The following is a 17,576-nucleotide window of genomic DNA, read 5'->3' as shown; positions in this document are numbered from 1 at the left end:
CTTACTCCTGATTTTGTTTTTTTAGTTCGTTAACGCGTAAGGTAACGGCATTTTTGTGAGCGGTGAGTTGCTCTGCTTGAGCTAAAGTTTCGATGGTGTTGGCTAGCCCTAATAGGCCTTGTTTAGACAACTTTTGTACGGTCATGCGTTTCATAAAATCAGCAAGGCCAAGGCTTGAATAAGTCGAGGTATAGCCATAGGTCGGTAAAACGTGGTTAGTCCCTGATGCGTAATCCCCCGCAGACTCCGGTGACCAGTCACCAACGAATACTGACCCTGCACTAGTGATAGCGTCGACTAGGTTATCAGCATCGCGGGTTTGTAATATTAAATGCTCAGGGCCATAGCGATTGCTAATTTCAACGCATTGTTCGATCGAATCAGCGATGATCACACGGCTGGCACTCAGTGCTTCCCTTGCAATTTCTGCACGAGAAAGTTGCGCTAATTGTTTTTCTGTTTCCTCAATCACGCGCTGGGCAAAGTTTTCATCGTTAGTTAATAAAATGACTTGTGAATCAGGGCCGTGTTCCGCTTGTGATAGTAAATCAGATGCGGTGAACGCTGGGTTTGCTCCGCTATCCGCAATCACTAATACTTCAGAAGGGCCCGCTGGCATATCAATGGCAGCACCATCATGGCTTTGGCTGACTTGGCGTTTTGCCTCTGTGACATAGGCATTACCGGGGCCAAAAATTTTATCCACTGTAGGAATGCTTTGGGTGCCAAATGCCATGGCGGCAATCGCTTGTGCGCCACCTACTTGGAAAATATCGCTAATACCACACAGCTTGGCTGCATACAGAATTTCATCAGCAATTGGTGGAGGAGAGCACAGGATAATTTTCCGACAACCCGCAATATTGGCTGGTGTTCCCAACATCATAACCGTTGACAGTAATGGCGCGGAACCACCCGGAATATACAAGCCAACCGCATCAATTGGGCGCGTGATTTGCTGGCAAACAACACCAGCTTGGGTTTCTACCGTTATTGGTACAGGCTTTTGCGCCTCATGAAAACGACGGATATTGCCAATTGCCGTTTTCATTGCAGTTTTAATTTCATCACCAAGACGAGCTTCAGCTTCATCTACCGTATTCGCTGCAATACGCACGGTGTCGATTTCGGTTTTATCGAAACGACGGCTTAAGGTTTGAAGGGCAAGGTCACCTTCACGACGGACTTGGTCGATAATGTCACTGACCGCGCTAGTAATGCTGCCAGAGGCAGCAATAGCAGGGCGCATCAGCAATGCACTTTGTTGTTGGTCGTTACAATCTGCCCAGCGAATTGGCTGGTTGAATCCCATTTCCATGACGATTTACTCCATCATTTTTTCGATTGGCAGAACAAGAATTGAACTTGCGCCTAATGCTTTCAGTTTTTCCATGGTTTCCCAGAACAAAGTTTCGGAGCTAACCATGTGCATTGCTACACGGCTTTGTTCACCCGCTAGAGGTAAAATAGTTGGGCGCTCAGCACCAGGCAGTAGTGCAATAATTTCTTCCAGTGTTTCACTTGGCGCGTGTAACATGATGTATTTAGATTCGCGAGCTTGGATAACGCCTTGAATTCGGGTCATCATGCGGTCAATGAGTTGCTGTTTATCTGCCGACATTTCACCATCGCGTTGGATTAAACAGGCTTTTGAACGGTAAATGACTTCCACTTCTTTCAGCCCGTTTGCCTCTAATGTCGCCCCTGTTGAGACTAAGTCACAAATCGCGTCTGATAGGCCTGCACGTGGTGCAACTTCAACTGAGCCATTAAGTAAGCATGATTTAAATTGAATGCCTTTTTGGTCGAAATAACGTTTTAATAAGTGCGGGTAAGAAGTTGCAACGCGGGAACCATTTAAGCATTCTGCACCGGTATAGTTGAAATCTAATGGTGCAGCAAGTGATAGGCGGCAGCCGCCAAAATCAAGGCGACGTAGTGTTTTATATTGAGGGTCTTCACCTTGAGCACGGCGATTTAATAGCTCTTCTTCCAGAACGTTTTCACCAATGATACCGAGGTCAACAACGCCATCCATAACCAGCCCTGGAATATCATCATCGCGGACACGAAGTAAATCAATAGGCATATTTTCTGCATAAGCAATCAAACGTTGTTGTTGTAAATTAATTTTGATCCCACAGCGAGATAGTAATTCTCTTGATTCTTCACTCAGACGACCTGATTTTTGAATTGCAATACGTAAACGTGATTTATCCAACATAACCTTACCCCATATTCCTTTAATAAATTTTTGTTTTAAAATAAAAAAACCCTCGGAAGATAATCTTCCGAGGGTTTTCTCAATTCGCATTTCAGCCACCGGAAGATTCATTGATCGTCTTCCAGCACACATCGCCCGAAAGACTAATCAGGATGATGGTGATGATGATGGTTGCGTGAAATACGATTCATAATGTCTTCCGTTCTCTAATTTACGTGAATGACTAAACATTCACTGTGCTAACTAAATACTCATTGGTATTCAACCTATCCGATTTCCCCCTATGAATGCAACCTTTTTTTAAAAAATAACCAATAATAATTAGTTGAGTAGGATTTATAGTGATAAATCCCTCAAAAAATGTATTCGGAAGTTTTAAGGTTTTCAGATAACCTAGAGTGAATTTCAGTGAATGAGTCAATGGAGGATCGATTGTATGAAAAAAGTGACCATCGTTGGGCTAGGTTGGGTTGGGTTACCATTGGCTCAGGCTTTATTAGCAAAGGGTATTCAAGTTGTCGGAACTAAGACGACACCTGATGGCATAGAGGCCGCCCGTGCTGTGGGCATAGAATGCTATGCATTAAAGCTAACCCCTGAAATTGAGTGTGACAGTGAAGATTTAACTCAGCTTATGGTGGAGAGCGATGCCTTGGTCATTTTGCTCTCGCCTTCAAAAGTGAATGTGGACCAATACGTTGAAGCGATTGAAACTTTAGTTAATTGTGCAGTCACTTTTCGAGTGCCAAAAGTGATTTTTACCTCTTCTACCTCGGTATATGGGGAGCAAGATGGTGAAATCACGGAAAAAGCGAATCTTAATGGGTCAACAACCTCAGCGACGGCACTCATAAGGGCTGAACGCTGGTTACACCAATTGCCGAACATTTCAGTGGATATTTTACGACTCGCCGGTTTAGTGGGAGAGAAACGCCATGCGGGCCGGTTTTTAGCGGGTAAAACAGGGGTTAAAGGGGCTAACCTACCGGTGAATATGGTGCATCAAGATGATGTTATCACGGCAATTTTACTATTGCTTCAGCAGCCTGATGGCGGCCATATTTTTAACTTGTGTGCACCAACGCACCCCACACGCGCGGAATTCTATACCAAGGCGGCTAAATCGATTGGCTTAGTACCACCTGAATTTATTGATGAAATAAATGAGTCAGGAGGTAAAGTAATTAATGGTAATAAGATTTGCCAAGAACTTGGGTTTGAATATCAATATCCAAACCCTGACTTGATGAATATGACGCTATAATCACTTAATTGGGATCATAACAATTTTTTTGAATGCAGGGCGTGTGGTTAATTGCTGATACCAACGCTCTAAATTTTTGAATTCAGGGCGGTCGGTAACGATTTCATGCCATGGATAAAATAGCGGTGCGATAGCAATATCAGCAATGCCAAATTTGTCGCCACTGAAGTAAGCTTGGTTTGCTAATGCATCGTCGGCAATTTGCAATAATTTATTAATGTTGCCATAAATTACCTTAGCGAGTTCTGGGTCCCTTTCTGCTTGTGGGACACGGACAATTTTGTTCATCATCTGTTTGATGTGTTCAAACAGATTAGCACTACTCCAATCCATCCATTTATCCGCTGCGGCTTTCTCTTGCAGGTCTTTAGCGATCAATAAGTGAGAGTGATCAAACTTTTCCGTAAGGTAACGTAAAATTGCATTTGATTCCCACAGTGCAAAGTCATCATCCTGTAGAGTTGGAATTGTACTGTTTGGATTCATTTTTTTATATTCAGGTGTATCTAACCCACCAAATGGGCCACCCACATCTTTTTGATTATAAGCGACATTTAATTCTTCTAAGCACCAAAGTACCTTTTTAACGTTGGAAGAGTTGACGCGTCCCCAGACAGTTAACATTGCAGCCTCCTAAATTGATTTTTTTGTCATCAGCCATGGTTAAGATAGATTAAATTCACTCGTAGGCAAATCTTTATTTCCTATAGGTGGTCTCAGTGAAAATAAAGTCTTATATTAGGCTTGGTTAGATTGAGTTATCGCATTTGATCACAGCGGTGGTTTCATCGTTTAGTGATGTTGAGCAAGATGATATTTATTTTAAATGTTTTATGAATAAGTGAAGGAATAACCGATGAGTAAAAAAATGTTGTCCCTAAAAACCCGACAAGTCGGGGTTGGGTTGAGTCTATTGATTGCCGTAAGTGGGAGTACGTATGCGGCTCAGACCCCGGTTGCTCCTCAAGTTGATGCAAAAGCATTCGTTCTAATGGATTATAAAAGTGGCAAAATCCTAGCGTCTGCAAACCCTGACGAGCGTTTAGACCCTGCAAGCTTGACTAAAATTATGACCAGTTATGTGGTAGGTCAGGCAGTTAAATCAGGGAAAATTACGCCGCAGGATATGGTAACAGTGGGGGAAGACGCATGGGCGACAGGAAACCCGGTATTAAAAGGCTCTTCACTCATGTTTTTGAAGCCGAAAGACCGTGTTTCAGTATTGGATTTAAACAAAGGAATTGTTATCCAGTCAGGGAATGATGCCAGTATCGCTTTAGCTGATTATGTTGCGGGGAGCCAGGATTCATTTGTCAGTTTAATGAACCATTATGTGCAACAAATAGGCTTAAAGAATACACACTTTAAAACAGTTCATGGCCTAGATTCTGAAGGGCAATTTAGTACAGCACGCGATATGGCTATTTTAACACAAGCGATGATCCGTGATGTCCCCGATGAATATGTATTGCATAAAGAGAAAGAATTTACCTTTAATAAAATTCGCCAACCTAACCGTAACCGTTTGTTGTGGAACCAAAATTTAAAAGTTGATGGCGTAAAAACAGGGCACACTAGTGGCGCAGGGCATAATTTAGTGGCATCAGCCACGGAAGGTGATATGCGCTTAATTTCTGTTGTGTTAGGGGCGCCAAGTGACCGAGTGCGTTTTTCAGAAAGTGAGAAGTTACTGACTTGGGGTTTTCGCTTTTTTGAAACGGTGACACCAATAAAAGCAGACACCACATTGAAGAAACAACGGGTTTGGTTTGGGGATACCTCGGAGGTTTCACTCGGTGTTGCTGATGATGTTTCTATCACAATCCCTAAAGGGCAGCTACAAAATTTAAAAGTAGATATTCAGCTTACAAATGATTCCCTTGAAGCACCTTTAGCGAAAAACCAAGCGGTAGGGACGATTAACTTTATTCTGAATGGTGAAGTCGTTGAGCAACATCCTTTAGTGGCAAAATCTGCTGTTGAGGAAGCCGGGTTCTTTGGTCGTATTTGGGACTATATCATGAAAACCATCAGCGGCTGGTGGAGTGCAATCTTTGGGTAAGTGATTATCTTTAGCTAAAACTAGCCCTAACCGCCCCACTATGGGGGATTAGGGCTAGATAGTGTATACAAGTATTTATTCGCAGTGTGCCAGTTTAATGGCTAGCCCGCCTTGGGAGGTTTCACGGTATTTTGCGTTAATGTCTTTGCCTGTTTCATACATCGTTTCAATAACTTTATCAAGGCAAACACGCGGGTCACTGACTCGTCGTAATGCCATACGCGCCGCATTAACTGCTTTCACCGACGCGATTGCATTTCGTTCAATACAAGGGACTTGAACTTGCCCGCCAACGGGGTCACAAGTTAACCCTAAATTATGTTCCATCGCAATTTCCGCGGCGATACACACTTGCTCAGGGCTACCGCCCATTAACTCTGCGAGACCTGCAGCCGCCATTGAACAAGCAACACCAACTTCCCCTTGGCAACCAACTTCAGCACCTGAAATCGATGCGTTCATTTTATATAGAGCACCGATAACCCCTGAGACTAAAAAATACCGAGTGTAGGAGTTCTCATTCACAGGGCGAATGAATTTATCATAATAGGCTAACACGGCGGGGACTATGCCACAGGCGCCGTTAGTTGGAGCTGTTACAACGCGGCCACCGGCAGCGTTTTCTTCATTGACGGCAAGAGCAAACATGTTGATCCAATCAATGACCGCCATAGGGTCTGTGTTTGTGCTATCGGTTGTGACAAGTTGGCGGCGTAGTGCTGCGGCACGGCGAGGGACACGTAATGGACCGGGTAATAAACCCTCCGTTGTCACGCCGCGTTCAATACCGGCTTTCATTACATCCCAAACGGAGGATAAATAATGTTGAATTTCATCTTTACTGCGTAAAGCTAATTCATTTTGCATTACCAGTGCAGAAAGGGATAAACCTGTTTCCTTACAATGCTTTTGTAAATCTGCCGCATATTTAAACGGATAAGGGACTTGAACTGCATTTTCATTCTCTTGGCCGAAATGCTCTTCATCAACGATAAAGCCACCACCAATGGAATAGTAATTTTTAGTGTATAGAATTTCGTTACCTGCAAATGCCGTGATAGTCATTCCATTTTCATGGAGCGGCAAGTTGGTATGATGAAAGTTCATCCCACCTTCGGTCGGAAAATCGACCTCATGTTGCCCTTGGGCTAAAAGAAGTTTACCTGTGTGCTCGACATTACGCATAAACGCAGGAATAGCGTCAATATCAATAGTATCGGGTAAGTTACCCGCAAGCCCCATAATGATTGCCATATCTGTGGCGTGCCCTTTACCTGTCAGGGAAAGCGAGCCGTATACATCAACCGCAATACGTGTAGTGGTGGTAAGTAAGTTTTGTTGAATAAGGTCATCAACAAATTGTTTGCCCGCTTTCATTGGGCCGACAGTGTGGGAACTTGAAGGGCCGATGCCTATTTTGAAGATATCAAATACACTAATCATATTCAGTGCTTCCTTTTGTAGAAAGTCATTGAAATCAGGTCGCTATTTTCATAATAACGACCTGGTAGCTTCAATTAGAAGAATAACTTATATATTGCCGCAGAGATAGCGACTAGACCCATAATTACGATAAATACATTACTGATTTTATCGGCATATTTGCGCATTGCAGGCACTTTGTTGATGGCATACATTGGCATCAGGAACAATAAGATGGCGATAACAGGCCCACCGAGGCTTTCGATGATATCCAGTACGCCAGGGTTTAATGTTGCAACTATCCATGTAGTGACTAGCATGAAGATTGCGGTACCACGGTTTAGCTTACGAACATCAACGGTTTTACCCTTTGCACGATAAGCACGTTCAACTAGGCCATTGAAACCTTCACGAGCACCTAGATAGTGCCCTAGGAAAGATTTAATAATTGCGATGAATGCAATAATTGCAGCTGCGTATTTGATGAATGGTTGATCGAAGTAGCCAGATAAATAGTCAAGAATACTGATATTTTGTGCTTTCGCCTGTGCTAGGTCTGCTGAAGATAAAGTAAACACACAACTAATGACGAAGAACATGACAGTCAAAACCATCAAAACATGTGCAGAAGCAAGAATACGTGAACATTTTTTTTCCGCTGCATCGCCATATTCTTCGCGTTTTGCGACAGAGAAAGCCGAGATGATAGGAGAATGGTTAAATGCAAACACCATCACTGGGATTGTTAACCAAATAGTGATCCAAATACTTTGCCCACCTGTATTTTTAGTGGCTTCAGTGATGCCTTCAAAGGTTAATGTATTCAGTACATCCCCACTCCAATGAGGGATCATATACAAAGAAAAGGCAACTAATACAGCGATAAATGGGAAAACCAGCATACTCATGACTTTGACTATGTATTTTTCACCAAAAGCAACAATCGCCATTACACCACCAACAAGGATCAAGGCAAGTAACCAGCGAGGTGGCGCGCCAACACCTAATAATTCTGTTAGGAATTTATTCACGTTATTGGTGATAGATACACCATAAACCAGCAAAATAGGGTAGATCGCGAAGAAATAAAGTAGGGTGATCCAGTTGCCTGCTGTACGACCAAAGTGTTCTTCTACAACACCAGTAATATCTGTGTCAGGTTTCGAACCAGAAAGAACGAACCGAGTTAAACCGCGATGAGCAAAGAACGTCATAGGGAAGGCTAAAACTAGCATCAATAAAACAGGTAATAAGCCGCTCATACCTGCGTTGATTGGCAAAAACAGTACTCCAGCACCGATAGCTGTACCATATAAACCCAGCATCCATACTGTGTCAGTTTTGCGCCAAGCATTACTGTTTACTGTTTGCGAGGCTGTTTTGTCGATGGAACCAACTTTTGTTGCATCCATAATAGTCTCCGAAAATAAAAGTCAAAAAAATCATTTAAGCGTAACGTTCAAATGCGTTACGACGTTTTAATCTTTTGGTACGAACAATTATTAAATAACAATCGTTTTCTTTTACGTAACAATCTGATTAGAAATAAAACTAAAAGTAATACTAATTTTATCTTCAATCAGTTTTGTAAATTTATCAGTAAATTTTAAAAATGGTTTTTGAGTGTGTGAATCTATAGTTTAACAGAATAAAGTACCGTGATCATTCTCTCAAAAGAGAAATATCCACCAAGTTTGCAAGGAATCATTATATTTTATAAAATTGTTAATAAAATTTGCGTTAGGTTTATTTTTTAAAACGTTTATATATTGATTTAATGAATTCTAAATAAGCTAAATACAAACAGAATTAAATTCTGCTGGAAAAACATTATTATATTAATAATCAGCATTAAACTGATTGAAATATAATCCACGCTAATCTAAGTATGAAGTTTTACTCTAATGCTAGGGCAATAAATTAGACTTTTGTCTTATGTAATGTGTTGTTATTTAACATTATATTTTTATTTCTTGGAATGGTTTAGTGAGTGATTAACCAGAGGGTAATTTGTTGGGGTTAAAATCATATATTAATTATTTATAGATATTTTCATGTCATTTTTTGTGACTTTTTTTGCGTCGAAAAAAATAATTAAAAAGCGTAACAAAATATTTGTTAATTAATTGTTTTAATAATTATGTTTAATACTTAAAAATAATTTTAAAGAAGAGGGAGAAAATAAGCAGAAACTTTGATTTAGCTCAATTTCTAAAATGAATAAAAGTACTGGTATTAATTAACACCAGTACTTTTTAATGACTATGGTTGGAACCAACCTTTGCGAATAAGAGAACCAAAAATTAAACTATAAAGCCGGGTTATAGGTTCTTGGATTTTATTTGCACCAATAGACCAGATAACCTGTGCAATTCCGCAGGCAACAATTGCTAATATAAAGGCACCTGCCATATCTAAAGGCCAATGGACACCTAGGTAAATGCGTGACCACGCAATCACGATAGCCGGTATCATCATCACTAACCCCACCCAAGTTCTTAGCCAGAAAAGGAAGGCAAAGGCGAAAGTAAAGACAATGGTGCCATGGTTGCTTGGAAATGATGGTGTGGCTTCATGATCTGAGAAGTTTGTTCCAATTCCCATGACAAATGGGCGATCGTGTGGGGCAATATAGCCAATTAACCAAGAAATGGCTAAACCTACAACAATAGCAATCGCTGCTTTGCATGCAAAAGCACGTTGGCGGGTCATATTTGGCTGGGCACCCCAGAACCAACAGGCAACAGTAAAAAGTGGAAAAATAAGGATTAAGCGCTTGGCAATAACATTGGCTAGCGCAATGGTTCCACTCGCGGTCTCTGGTGTGGCATTGATCAAATTGAAAAGATCAAGATTCAGTTGTTCCAGCACAGTTCAGTACCTCGGACAGTTAGTAAATAAGACAGAGCAAACATGTAAGAGGGAGAGATTAAAGTTTCCGACTTAGCAGGTAAAGTCCCTTTGTCTTATTATTGAAAGCGTTGTGCGACAAATTTACTTGCGGTTAAACAATTACTCAATGATTATTTAACGCGGTAAAGTGTTTTCGCGTCGTTGAGGAAGGGGAAAAATCGTGTGGTGGCAAAAAGAAATACAGCTCAATGCAAAACAAAGGGGATTCCATTTAGTCACAGAGGAGATCCTTCAGCAATTGCCTGAACTAAGTTCAATCGATATTGGTTTAGTGAATATTTTTATTCAGCATACATCTGCCTCTTTGACAGTCAATGAGAATGCAGATTATACCGTTAGAGAAGATTTTGAGCGTTTCTTTAATAAAGCAGTGCCGGAAAATGAACCTTATTTTAAGCATACTTATGAAGGAAGTGATGATATGCCTGCGCACCTTAAAAGTAGTTTATTAGGAGCTAGTTTGACTATCCCTGTGACAAAAGGGCGCTTAAATCTTGGAACATGGCAGGGGATCTACTTGTGTGAACATCGTAATTACGGCGGAAAACGCAGGTTAATTATTACATTACAAGGGGAACTTGCTGATTAGAAACAAAAAACCCGATAGCATGAAAACATAGAGTTGGCTATCGGGCTCCTCAATATGGGGACATCAAAGAAAAGCAGTGGCATAAATTAAGACCCCATCTAAAAAAGAAAGTTCTCAGGCAGATGAAAAAAAATGCACTTTTTTATGAAATTTAAATGAAATAGCACAAAAAGAACAAGCAAAGTGTGAGTACTTGTCAATAAGTGAACCACTTTGCTTGTTGAGTAGAGAAATCTGAGGGGCTAATTATTTGTATAGATCCAAATTTTCTTTTGCATAAGCTTCAAAATCAGTGCAACCGCCGATATGAGTTTCATCAATAAAAATTTGTGGCACAGTTTCAACAGGTTTACCGACAGTTTTAGACAGATCTTCTTTAGAAATGCCTTCAGCTTGGATATCGACATAACGGTAGTCAAAATCGTCACGTTCATTTTTCAGTTTTTCAGCAAGTTCTTTCGCACGAACACAATAGGGGCAGCCAGGGCGACCAAAAATAACAGTATACATAGTATCTCCTTTTATCTTGAACTCGAATTTTAATCGTAATATTCAATACTATGCCTACATAAATTGTGAAATAAAAGTCGAATTTTCCTGTTATACCTATAGGTATGACATATAATCGAGAGAGTATGATAGCGATGTAACAGTGGAAAGGTAACTATAATGAGTAACAAACCGGAATCTAAAGGGACTATGCGCTCATTAGCGGATATGCCCAAACCTATTTTGGTATTAGAAGGTGTGGGAATTATACTCCTGATAATCGTTTTACTGACATTAAATGATTATATGACATTACCTGAACCTTTAATGCAGCAAGGGGTAATAATTGCGATTATTATGGTTGGGATTGGCTGTTTAGTTCCTGCTGTCATTCATATTATTTGGCGCGCTATCCATAGTTTAAGTTTTTTAGGGATTGATAATAAACAATCGACCAAAAAGCACAGCCAAAAACCAGAATCTTTTGATGATAAACACGATGAATAGCCATAAAAAACGTGGTTTCGCTAGCGTTTCGGCTTACAATGTGTGAAAATTATTCGCTTTTCTGTTAGAGGTGAAATCAAGGCTCTAACAAACCGATATTGCATGATTATTTTGAGTTGAAGAAGGTTTATTGCCCATGGATTCTATTTGTTACCCTGACATCACAAAGTTACGTGAATGGCTAGACCAACTCAAAACCTCTTATTTCGAGTGTGATTCCTGCGCAGCATTGCATTTACCTCATATGCAAAACATAGAGGGTATTTTTGATGCGAAGCTCGATATTTTAAATAATGTTTTGGTACTGTCTGCATTAGCCGAGTTGAAACCAACGGCTATTGTGACGCTTGTGGCGAATATCAGCCAAATCAATGCCAGTTCATTAACAGCTAAAGTTTTTCTTGAAATTAACGATGAAAACTTACCTAAACTCGTTGTGAGTCAATCATTTTCCTTAGAAGCAGGAATGACTTACCGACAGTTTTGCCTTTTTGTGCAGCAAGCAGAAGACCAAATTTCTGCTATTGTTTATGAAATCTTTAGTAATAATCTCTTGTATGCCAATCAAGGTGATTTTAGTGAGGATGACGGCTCTGCTGAAGATGAGTCGGAGTTTTCTCCTGATGATGATAAACCTTCCATAATCCTTCACTAACTTTTTGTTATGCATTGTGAAAAATACCTCACGGGCGCATGTCGCTCGTGCCAATGGTTAGAACTGACACCAGAACAACAAATTGCTGCAAAGCAGGGGCAACTACAGGCGTTATTACCAGAAATTGAAGCTATTAAGTTTCAACCCCCCGTCACTGGCTTACAAGTCGCTTTTCGTAATAAAGCGAAAATGGTGGTTAGTGGGAGTGTTGAAAGGCCAATTTTCGGGATTATCGGAGAAAATGGGGTCGGTGTCGACCTAACGGATTGCCCATTATACCCCGCCTCATTTTCAGATATCTTTAGTGTGCTTTCCCCCTTTATCGCTCGAGCAGGGCTCACGCCGTACAACATTGAACGCAAACGTGGGGAACTGAAATATCTTTTGTTAACACAAAGCCGACACACGGGTAGGTTTATGCTGCGCTTTGTGCTGCGTTCAGAGAAAAAACTGGTTCAGCTCAAAAATGCATTGCCTTGGTTACAAGAGCAATTACCACAACTTGAGGTGATTACGGCAAATATTCAGCCCGTACATATGGCAATACTCGAAGGCGAGGAAGAGATTTTCTTAACCCCGCAACACACATTGCGTGAGGAGTTTAATCAAGTTCCTTTGTTTATTCGACCACAAGGTTTTTTCCAAACTAATCCTGTTGTTGCAGCTAAGCTATACCAAACCGCGAGAGAGTGGGTAAAAGCATTAAATATTCATAGCTTGTGGGATTTGTTTTGTGGGGTTGGGGGTTTTGGGTTGCACTGCGCTGAAAAAGAGACCCGCTTAACTGGCATTGAAATCAGTGCTCCTGCAATTGCCAGTGCTCAACAATCAGCGAATGAACTAGGGCTACAATATGTTGAATTTAAAGCCCTCGACTCTACGCGTTTCGCTACCGCTAATCAGGATATTCCGCAGCTTATTTTAGTCAATCCACCACGTAGAGGAATAGGTAAAGCACTGTGTGATTACCTTTCTCATATGCAACCTGAATATATTCTCTATTCAAGCTGTAATGCAAAAACGATGGCACAAGATTTGAAGTGGTTGTCTGGCTATCAAGTTTGTAAGGTACAACTGTTTGATTTATTTCCACACACTGCACATTTTGAAGTGCTTACGTTGTTAAAGCGTATTGTACAGTAAAGGCCAACAATGCAATATTCGTTATATCATTTGGGTAATTAATTTAATTTTTTAGCAGTAATGAATCCATAGATAATACTCTAAACTTAAACTCATCTATATGATCCGGTATAGGTTTATTGCTATGGTAGGAGAGCAAATATTTTAGGTTCTCTAAAAAATCATTTTCGTTATCATATTTTTTTATACCTCTGTTAGGGTCGAAAAACTTATATATATGATTGTTTTTATTGTGTTTAATTGAAATTGCCATGCAATGGCCATCATAAGAAATCAATGAATAATAATCATTGTTAGATTTTAATTTATTCTCTATTTCAGCTTTTAGGTTTTCAATAGTTGATTGTTTTTTGTTTATTTGTAAGTTTGTATAGTCATAAATAGGTAGGCTTATATTATTGATTAACCCTAAATTTATATTTTTAGCTGTATTTTTATACATTTCTAGTTTAGATATAAACCCGAAAGCATTAGCTAGGAAGGTTTTAATTTCTTCATCATCTAACGGTAAGTCAGATATTATTTTATTTTTTATTGTCTCATTCAAGATTTCATGGCAATAGTAAATTTCTATTGAATCCTCTTTGTTTTTCCTAACTAAATTATAGTAAAAGGTAATTAACTCTATAATTTCGTATTTATTATCTAAATAACTTACGTTTTTATTTATATGAGATATATTTTTCTTTAGTAGATAGGTTATGTTGTATAGGTTTTTTATATTATGATCATTTTCCTTGTTTTCTAGATGTGTTAAATTTTTATCAGTTTTGACATTTGTGTTTATATTGATGAATGGTAATATTTTTCTTTTCTTATCAATAAGTAATGAACTTATTTCATGTGCGATTTTATTGAAATAATATGCGCGTTCATAACTAATCTGAATATTAAGGCCATTGACTATATTCTTATTTAATAAAATTATTTCAGTATTATTTGTTTTTTTGTTTTTTAAACGGCTATTTTGAGATTTTATGGATTTTAAAGTAGTCTCCATCGATTCAATTAGTTTATCCCCTTCATTCTTATTTTCATTAAGAAGGTATAGGTTTGATAAACCGTGGCAAATCCCATTACTAGCGTTAGAGGTATTTCTGACTTGAGTTAGTTTTTTTCTTAGGGCATTATTTTCTTTTTTATTAAAGTATGTAAGCAATTTTTCTTGCTTAAAAGGAATGTCAAATTGAATTTTTCGCATAATTAAACTCATTAATCGTATCTATTTAATTAGTTGAATTATTACATTTGCAATTTAAATATTCTTTAAAAATCCGATTGAGCAAATAAAAAAAGCTTGGTATTACACCAAGCTTTTTTACTTGTCGACAGGAAGAAGGACTAACTCCTGTGCTCAAATTCCAACGCTTTACGCTCGATTAAACGCATTAGCACTGTTAAAATTGCATTGACCACTAAATAAATAATCCCCGCAGCAACAAACGCCATGACATTCCAGCTTTGCCCAAAGATCAGTTGGCTGTAGCCCATGACATCTAGCATTGTAATCGTACTGGCAAGTGAAGTACTTTTGAAAATCAGAACGACTTCGTTGGAATAGGACGATAACGAACGTTTAAAGGCATAAGGCAAAATAATACGCATGGTTTGCATTTTACTCATCCCGAGGGCTTGGCACGACTGCCATTGGCCTGATGGAATGGCTTTAACTGCGCCATGGAATAACAAAGTGGAATACGCTGCACTGTTTAGTGCTAATGCGAGCATCGCACATACCCATGGGGTCGAGATAAACTCCCAGAGCATTGGATAATCCTTCAACGATTTAAACTGGCTTGGACCATTATATATTAAGAAAAACTGTACCAATAAAGGCGTGCCAGTAAATAGCGTGATATAGACTTTAACCGCTTGAGAAACCACGGGGGTCTTAAGCGAGAGAATTAAAGTAAATAATATCGCTAAAAGAAAAGCCACAATAAGAGCACTAAACGTCAGTGATAAGCTGGTTGGTAGCCCCGGAAGAATATCTAAAATTAAATCAATCATTTTGATTCACCTCGCTCAAAGCGAGTGGTACGCAATTCAATACGTTTTAAGATAACTTGACTGACTAACGTAATAGCAAGGTAAATCAACCCTACAATGGCGTACCATGTGAAAGGTTCGTGAGTTCTATTAACGATTGTTTTTGTTTGTAGCATTAAATCATTAACACTGATGAGTGAAACTAACGCAGTATCTTTTAATAATACAAGCCATTGGTTACCTAATCCAGGAAGTGCATGGCGCCACATTTGCGGCATAATGAACCGAAAGAAAATAGTGCGTTTGTTTAAACCTAATGCAAAACCGGCTTCCCACTGACCATAAGGTACTGCTTTTAAAGCTCCTCTCAATGTTTGTGATGCATAAGACGCATATAACAAGGCGAGGGCAATGACACCGCAGACAAATGGGGTGTAATCAAATTCACCGCTATCAGCAAAGAAAATGCTAGGGTCAATTTGAATAGTGGTTTGCCAAAAACCGAGGTTTATATCGAACCCATCACCAAGCAAATTGATCAGTTGTAATGTACCAAAGTAGACAAACAACACGACCAGTAATTCAGGTAGACCACGGATCAAAGTAACCCAGCAAGTCCCTAAAAAGGCAATAGGTTTAAAACGGACGGACTCCCACGCAGTAAATAACATGGCGAGGATCAGCCCTAAAACCAGTGCAGAAACAGCAAGGCCGACGGTGATACCGGCGGCACTTGTTAAAAATAGAAAGTTGCTCATTAATTATATCAATTACTGTTGAAACCATTTTTTGTGGATAGCATCATAAGTGCCGTCTGCTTTAACTTCAGCTAAGGCTTTATTCATTTTATCCAGTAGCTCTTTATTTCCTTTACGAACAGCAATACCTAGACCAATACCGAAGTATTGTGGATCAGTGACTTTTTCGCCAACAGCCGTTAGGTTTTCATTACCTTTCGCTTTTAACCACTCATCAGCAACAGCGGTGTCACCAAAGACAGCATCAATACGGCCATTTTGTAAATCTAAAATGGCAGATTGATAGTTATCATAAGGAACGGTTGTCATCCCTTTATGTTGTTCCATGATGTATTTCTGGTGAGTTGTCCCATTTTGCACACCGATTTTTTTGTCTTTTAGTTGATCAACCGAAGAGATTTTCTCTTTTACTGCGATAAACTCAGCAGAGTTAGGGTAGTAGGTTTCAGTAAAATCGACCTGTTGTTGGCGCTCAGGGGTAATATCGATACCAGCCATCAATGCTTCGAAACGACGGAATTTCAAGCTAGGGATTAAACTATCAAATGATTGGTGAGTAAATGTGCAAGTTGCGTTCATTTTTTCGCACATTGCATTGGCTAAATCCACATCAAAACCCACAATTTGGTTATTTTTATCAAACATTTCAAACGGTGCATAAGTTGCTTCCGTTGCAAAACGAATGGTTTCTTTTTCTGCAGCAGTTGCTGATAGGGTTACTGCGCCTAGTAGCGCGGCTAATATAATTTTTTTCATTGCTTAATCCTATATCTATTAATGTGACAGATAATTTGCAAATGCTTCAGTTTGAGGCGCCGCAAAATGGCTGGCGTCTCCTTGTTCTACAATATGACCGTTTTCCATGTACACTACACGGCTAGCGGTTTTACGTGCAATTTCTACTTCATGAGTCACGATAACTTGTGTAATGCCTGTTGCTGATAATTCGCGGATAATATCGACAACCTGTGCGGTTATTTCAGGGTCAAGCGCAGCCGTTGGTTCATCAAACAACAGAACCTTAGGCTCCATCATAAGCGCCCTTGCAATTGCAACACGTTGTTGTTGACCACCAGATAAATGTAAAGGATAGCGGTCAGCAAATTGAGATAAACGTAGGCGTTCTAACAGCTTAGCCGCTTTACTTTGTGCTTCTTGTTTCGATAACTTTAATACACGGCAAGGGGCTTCAATTAGGTTATCCATCACATTCAAGTGAGGCCACAGGTTATATTGTTGGAATACCATGCCGACATTTTGACGCAATTCACGGATAGATTTCGCATCGGGTACCGATGAAAAGTCAAATTGCTGACCGACAATATTTAAATGGCCAGAACGTGGCATTTCCAATAAATTGAGAACACGCAGTAAAGAGCTTTTACCTGCTCCACTTGGCCCGAGTAATACCATGGTCTCACCTGCAGAACACTCTAGATTGATATCAAAGAGAGCCTGATGGGAACCATAGAAACAGTTGATGTTTTTTAATTGAATGCTCATGCTTACCAATAATATCTTTTTTCACTACCTGCGATATTAATCCCATGAGCATATTTAT

The 17,576-nt window shown here is 39.7% G+C and carries 18 protein-coding genes and 1 other annotated feature; of the genes, 6 read left to right on the top strand and 12 right to left on the bottom strand.

Going from position 1 to position 17,576, the window contains the following annotated elements:
• Nucleotide 1: 1 nt before the first annotated feature.
• Both hisD and hisG read right to left on the bottom strand, forming a co-directional pair.
• Nucleotides 2-1,318, bottom strand: a complete 1,317-nt coding sequence (gene hisD / locus M1F14_RS18040; protein WP_042846541.1) for a histidinol dehydrogenase — start codon at nucleotides 1,316-1,318, stop codon at nucleotides 2-4.
• A 6-nt stretch (nucleotides 1,319-1,324) separates the two neighbouring features.
• Nucleotides 1,325-2,224 (bottom strand): ATP phosphoribosyltransferase, encoded by a 900-nt coding sequence (hisG, locus tag M1F14_RS18035; protein WP_042846642.1) that lies wholly within the window; start codon nucleotides 2,222-2,224, stop codon nucleotides 1,325-1,327.
• A gap of 40 nt (nucleotides 2,225-2,264) precedes the next feature.
• Nucleotides 2,265-2,392 (bottom strand) — a sequence feature (His leader region).
• A gap of 268 nt (nucleotides 2,393-2,660) precedes the next feature.
• On the opposite strand from hisG, the gene M1F14_RS18030 reads away from it, so the two are divergent.
• Nucleotides 2,661-3,488, top strand: a complete 828-nt coding sequence (locus tag M1F14_RS18030) for an SDR family oxidoreductase (protein WP_181469158.1) — start codon at nucleotides 2,661-2,663, stop codon at nucleotides 3,486-3,488.
• Here the strand turns inward: M1F14_RS18030 and M1F14_RS18025 are convergent, their stop codons facing one another.
• The gene (locus M1F14_RS18025) at nucleotides 3,489-4,112 is read right to left on the bottom strand and encodes a glutathione S-transferase family protein (RefSeq protein WP_042846539.1); all 624 of its coding nucleotides are present in this window, start codon (nucleotides 4,110-4,112) and stop codon (nucleotides 3,489-3,491) included. It abuts the gene before it with no gap.
• 232 nt (nucleotides 4,113-4,344) lie between these two features.
• Here M1F14_RS18025 and M1F14_RS18020 point away from each other — a divergent pair, with 232 nt between their 5' ends.
• Nucleotides 4,345-5,550: a serine hydrolase gene (locus M1F14_RS18020; protein ID WP_042846538.1), complete on the top strand. Its 1,206-nt coding sequence runs from the start codon at nucleotides 4,345-4,347 to the stop codon at nucleotides 5,548-5,550.
• Nucleotides 5,551-5,625: 75 nt separating this feature from the next.
• Here M1F14_RS18020 and M1F14_RS18015 read toward each other — a convergent pair whose 3' ends face one another.
• From M1F14_RS18015 to ybjG, 3 genes are all read right to left on the bottom strand, one after another.
• Entirely contained in the window at nucleotides 5,626-6,993 is a 1,368-nt protein-coding gene (locus M1F14_RS18015) for an L-serine ammonia-lyase (RefSeq protein ID WP_048606527.1), read from the bottom strand.
• Between the two features lie 74 nt (nucleotides 6,994-7,067).
• A complete protein-coding gene (locus M1F14_RS18010) occupies nucleotides 7,068-8,384 on the bottom strand; it encodes a serine/threonine transporter (protein WP_042846536.1) in 1,317 nt (438 codons plus the stop codon).
• Nucleotides 8,385-9,234: 850 nt separating this feature from the next.
• Nucleotides 9,235-9,843: an undecaprenyl-diphosphate phosphatase gene (ybjG, locus tag M1F14_RS18005; RefSeq protein WP_042846534.1), complete on the bottom strand. Its 609-nt coding sequence runs from the start codon at nucleotides 9,841-9,843 to the stop codon at nucleotides 9,235-9,237.
• A gap of 202 nt (nucleotides 9,844-10,045) precedes the next feature.
• Between ybjG and M1F14_RS18000 the strand changes: the two genes are divergently transcribed.
• Nucleotides 10,046-10,474 (top strand): secondary thiamine-phosphate synthase enzyme YjbQ, encoded by a 429-nt coding sequence (locus M1F14_RS18000; RefSeq protein ID WP_042846533.1) that lies wholly within the window; start codon nucleotides 10,046-10,048, stop codon nucleotides 10,472-10,474.
• A gap of 246 nt (nucleotides 10,475-10,720) precedes the next feature.
• On the opposite strand, the gene M1F14_RS17995 is transcribed toward M1F14_RS18000, so the two are convergent.
• Nucleotides 10,721-10,984 carry a GrxA family glutaredoxin gene (locus M1F14_RS17995; protein ID WP_042846532.1) on the bottom strand — a complete coding sequence of 88 codons (264 nt, stop codon included), beginning with the start codon at nucleotides 10,982-10,984 and terminating at the stop codon, nucleotides 10,721-10,723.
• 159 nt (nucleotides 10,985-11,143) lie between these two features.
• Between M1F14_RS17995 and M1F14_RS17990 the strand changes: the two genes are divergently transcribed.
• From M1F14_RS17990 to rlmC, 3 genes are all read left to right on the top strand, one after another.
• Nucleotides 11,144-11,470: a YbjC family protein gene (locus M1F14_RS17990; RefSeq protein WP_042846531.1), complete on the top strand. Its 327-nt coding sequence runs from the start codon at nucleotides 11,144-11,146 to the stop codon at nucleotides 11,468-11,470.
• Nucleotides 11,471-11,606: 136 nt separating this feature from the next.
• Complete coding sequence (locus M1F14_RS17985) at nucleotides 11,607-12,125, top strand: YbjN domain-containing protein (protein ID WP_042846530.1); 519 nt, start codon at nucleotides 11,607-11,609, stop codon at nucleotides 12,123-12,125.
• Nucleotides 12,126-12,134: 9 nt separating this feature from the next.
• Entirely contained in the window at nucleotides 12,135-13,268 is a 1,134-nt protein-coding gene (gene rlmC, locus M1F14_RS17980) for a 23S rRNA (uracil(747)-C(5))-methyltransferase RlmC (protein ID WP_042846529.1), read from the top strand.
• Between the two features lie 43 nt (nucleotides 13,269-13,311).
• Here the strand turns inward: rlmC and M1F14_RS17975 are convergent, their stop codons facing one another.
• The 5 genes from M1F14_RS17975 to artP form a co-directional block, all read right to left on the bottom strand.
• On the bottom strand, nucleotides 13,312-14,469 hold the full coding sequence (locus M1F14_RS17975; RefSeq protein ID WP_042846528.1) for a hypothetical protein: 1,158 nt from the start codon (nucleotides 14,467-14,469) through the stop codon (nucleotides 13,312-13,314).
• Nucleotides 14,470-14,609: 140 nt separating this feature from the next.
• A complete protein-coding gene (gene artM / locus M1F14_RS17970) occupies nucleotides 14,610-15,278 on the bottom strand; it encodes an arginine ABC transporter permease ArtM (RefSeq protein ID WP_042846527.1) in 669 nt (222 codons plus the stop codon).
• Complete coding sequence (gene artQ, locus M1F14_RS17965) at nucleotides 15,275-16,015, bottom strand: arginine ABC transporter permease ArtQ (RefSeq protein ID WP_042846526.1); 741 nt, start codon at nucleotides 16,013-16,015, stop codon at nucleotides 15,275-15,277. Before artQ ends, artM begins: the two co-directional genes overlap by 4 nt.
• A gap of 12 nt (nucleotides 16,016-16,027) precedes the next feature.
• Nucleotides 16,028-16,771: an arginine ABC transporter substrate-binding protein gene (gene artJ, locus M1F14_RS17960; RefSeq protein ID WP_042846525.1), complete on the bottom strand. Its 744-nt coding sequence runs from the start codon at nucleotides 16,769-16,771 to the stop codon at nucleotides 16,028-16,030.
• Nucleotides 16,772-16,789: 18 nt separating this feature from the next.
• Entirely contained in the window at nucleotides 16,790-17,518 is a 729-nt protein-coding gene (gene artP, locus M1F14_RS17955) for an arginine ABC transporter ATP-binding protein ArtP (protein ID WP_042846524.1), read from the bottom strand.
• Nucleotides 17,519-17,576: the final 58 nt, after the last annotated feature.

The organism is Providencia sp. PROV003 (genome assembly GCF_045040775.1).
GTDB classification, from domain to species: Bacteria; Pseudomonadota; Gammaproteobacteria; order Enterobacterales; family Enterobacteriaceae; genus Providencia; species Providencia huashanensis.
Note: the sequence above shows the minus strand (reverse complement) of the source record. Positions and strands in the feature narration are given on the sequence as shown.

Bases quoted from the DNA above. Each gene is read 5' to 3' on its own strand.
- hisD (WP_042846541.1), bottom strand. From the start codon at position 1,318: ATGGAAATGGGATTCAACCAGCCAATTCGCTGGGCAGATTGTAACGAC.
- hisG (WP_042846642.1), bottom strand. From the start codon at position 2,224: ATGTTGGATAAATCACGTTTACGTATTGCAATTCAAAAATCAGGTCGT.
- M1F14_RS18030 (WP_181469158.1), top strand. From the start codon at position 2,661: ATGAAAAAAGTGACCATCGTTGGGCTAGGTTGGGTTGGGTTACCATTG.
- M1F14_RS18025 (WP_042846539.1), bottom strand. From the start codon at position 4,112: ATGTTAACTGTCTGGGGACGCGTCAACTCTTCCAACGTTAAAAAGGTA.
- M1F14_RS18020 (WP_042846538.1), top strand. From the start codon at position 4,345: ATGAGTAAAAAAATGTTGTCCCTAAAAACCCGACAAGTCGGGGTTGGG.
- M1F14_RS18015 (WP_048606527.1), bottom strand. From the start codon at position 6,993: ATGATTAGTGTATTTGATATCTTCAAAATAGGCATCGGCCCTTCAAGT.
- M1F14_RS18010 (WP_042846536.1), bottom strand. From the start codon at position 8,384: ATGGATGCAACAAAAGTTGGTTCCATCGACAAAACAGCCTCGCAAACA.
- M1F14_RS17995 (WP_042846532.1), bottom strand. From the start codon at position 10,984: ATGTATACTGTTATTTTTGGTCGCCCTGGCTGCCCCTATTGTGTTCGT.
- M1F14_RS17990 (WP_042846531.1), top strand. From the start codon at position 11,144: ATGAGTAACAAACCGGAATCTAAAGGGACTATGCGCTCATTAGCGGAT.
- M1F14_RS17985 (WP_042846530.1), top strand. From the start codon at position 11,607: ATGGATTCTATTTGTTACCCTGACATCACAAAGTTACGTGAATGGCTA.
- rlmC (WP_042846529.1), top strand. From the start codon at position 12,135: ATGCATTGTGAAAAATACCTCACGGGCGCATGTCGCTCGTGCCAATGG.
- M1F14_RS17975 (WP_042846528.1), bottom strand. From the start codon at position 14,469: ATGCGAAAAATTCAATTTGACATTCCTTTTAAGCAAGAAAAATTGCTT.
- artM (WP_042846527.1), bottom strand. From the start codon at position 15,278: ATGATTGATTTAATTTTAGATATTCTTCCGGGGCTACCAACCAGCTTA.
- artQ (WP_042846526.1), bottom strand. From the start codon at position 16,015: ATGAGCAACTTTCTATTTTTAACAAGTGCCGCCGGTATCACCGTCGGC.
- artJ (WP_042846525.1), bottom strand. From the start codon at position 16,771: ATGAAAAAAATTATATTAGCCGCGCTACTAGGCGCAGTAACCCTATCA.
- artP (WP_042846524.1), bottom strand. From the start codon at position 17,518: ATGAGCATTCAATTAAAAAACATCAACTGTTTCTATGGTTCCCATCAG.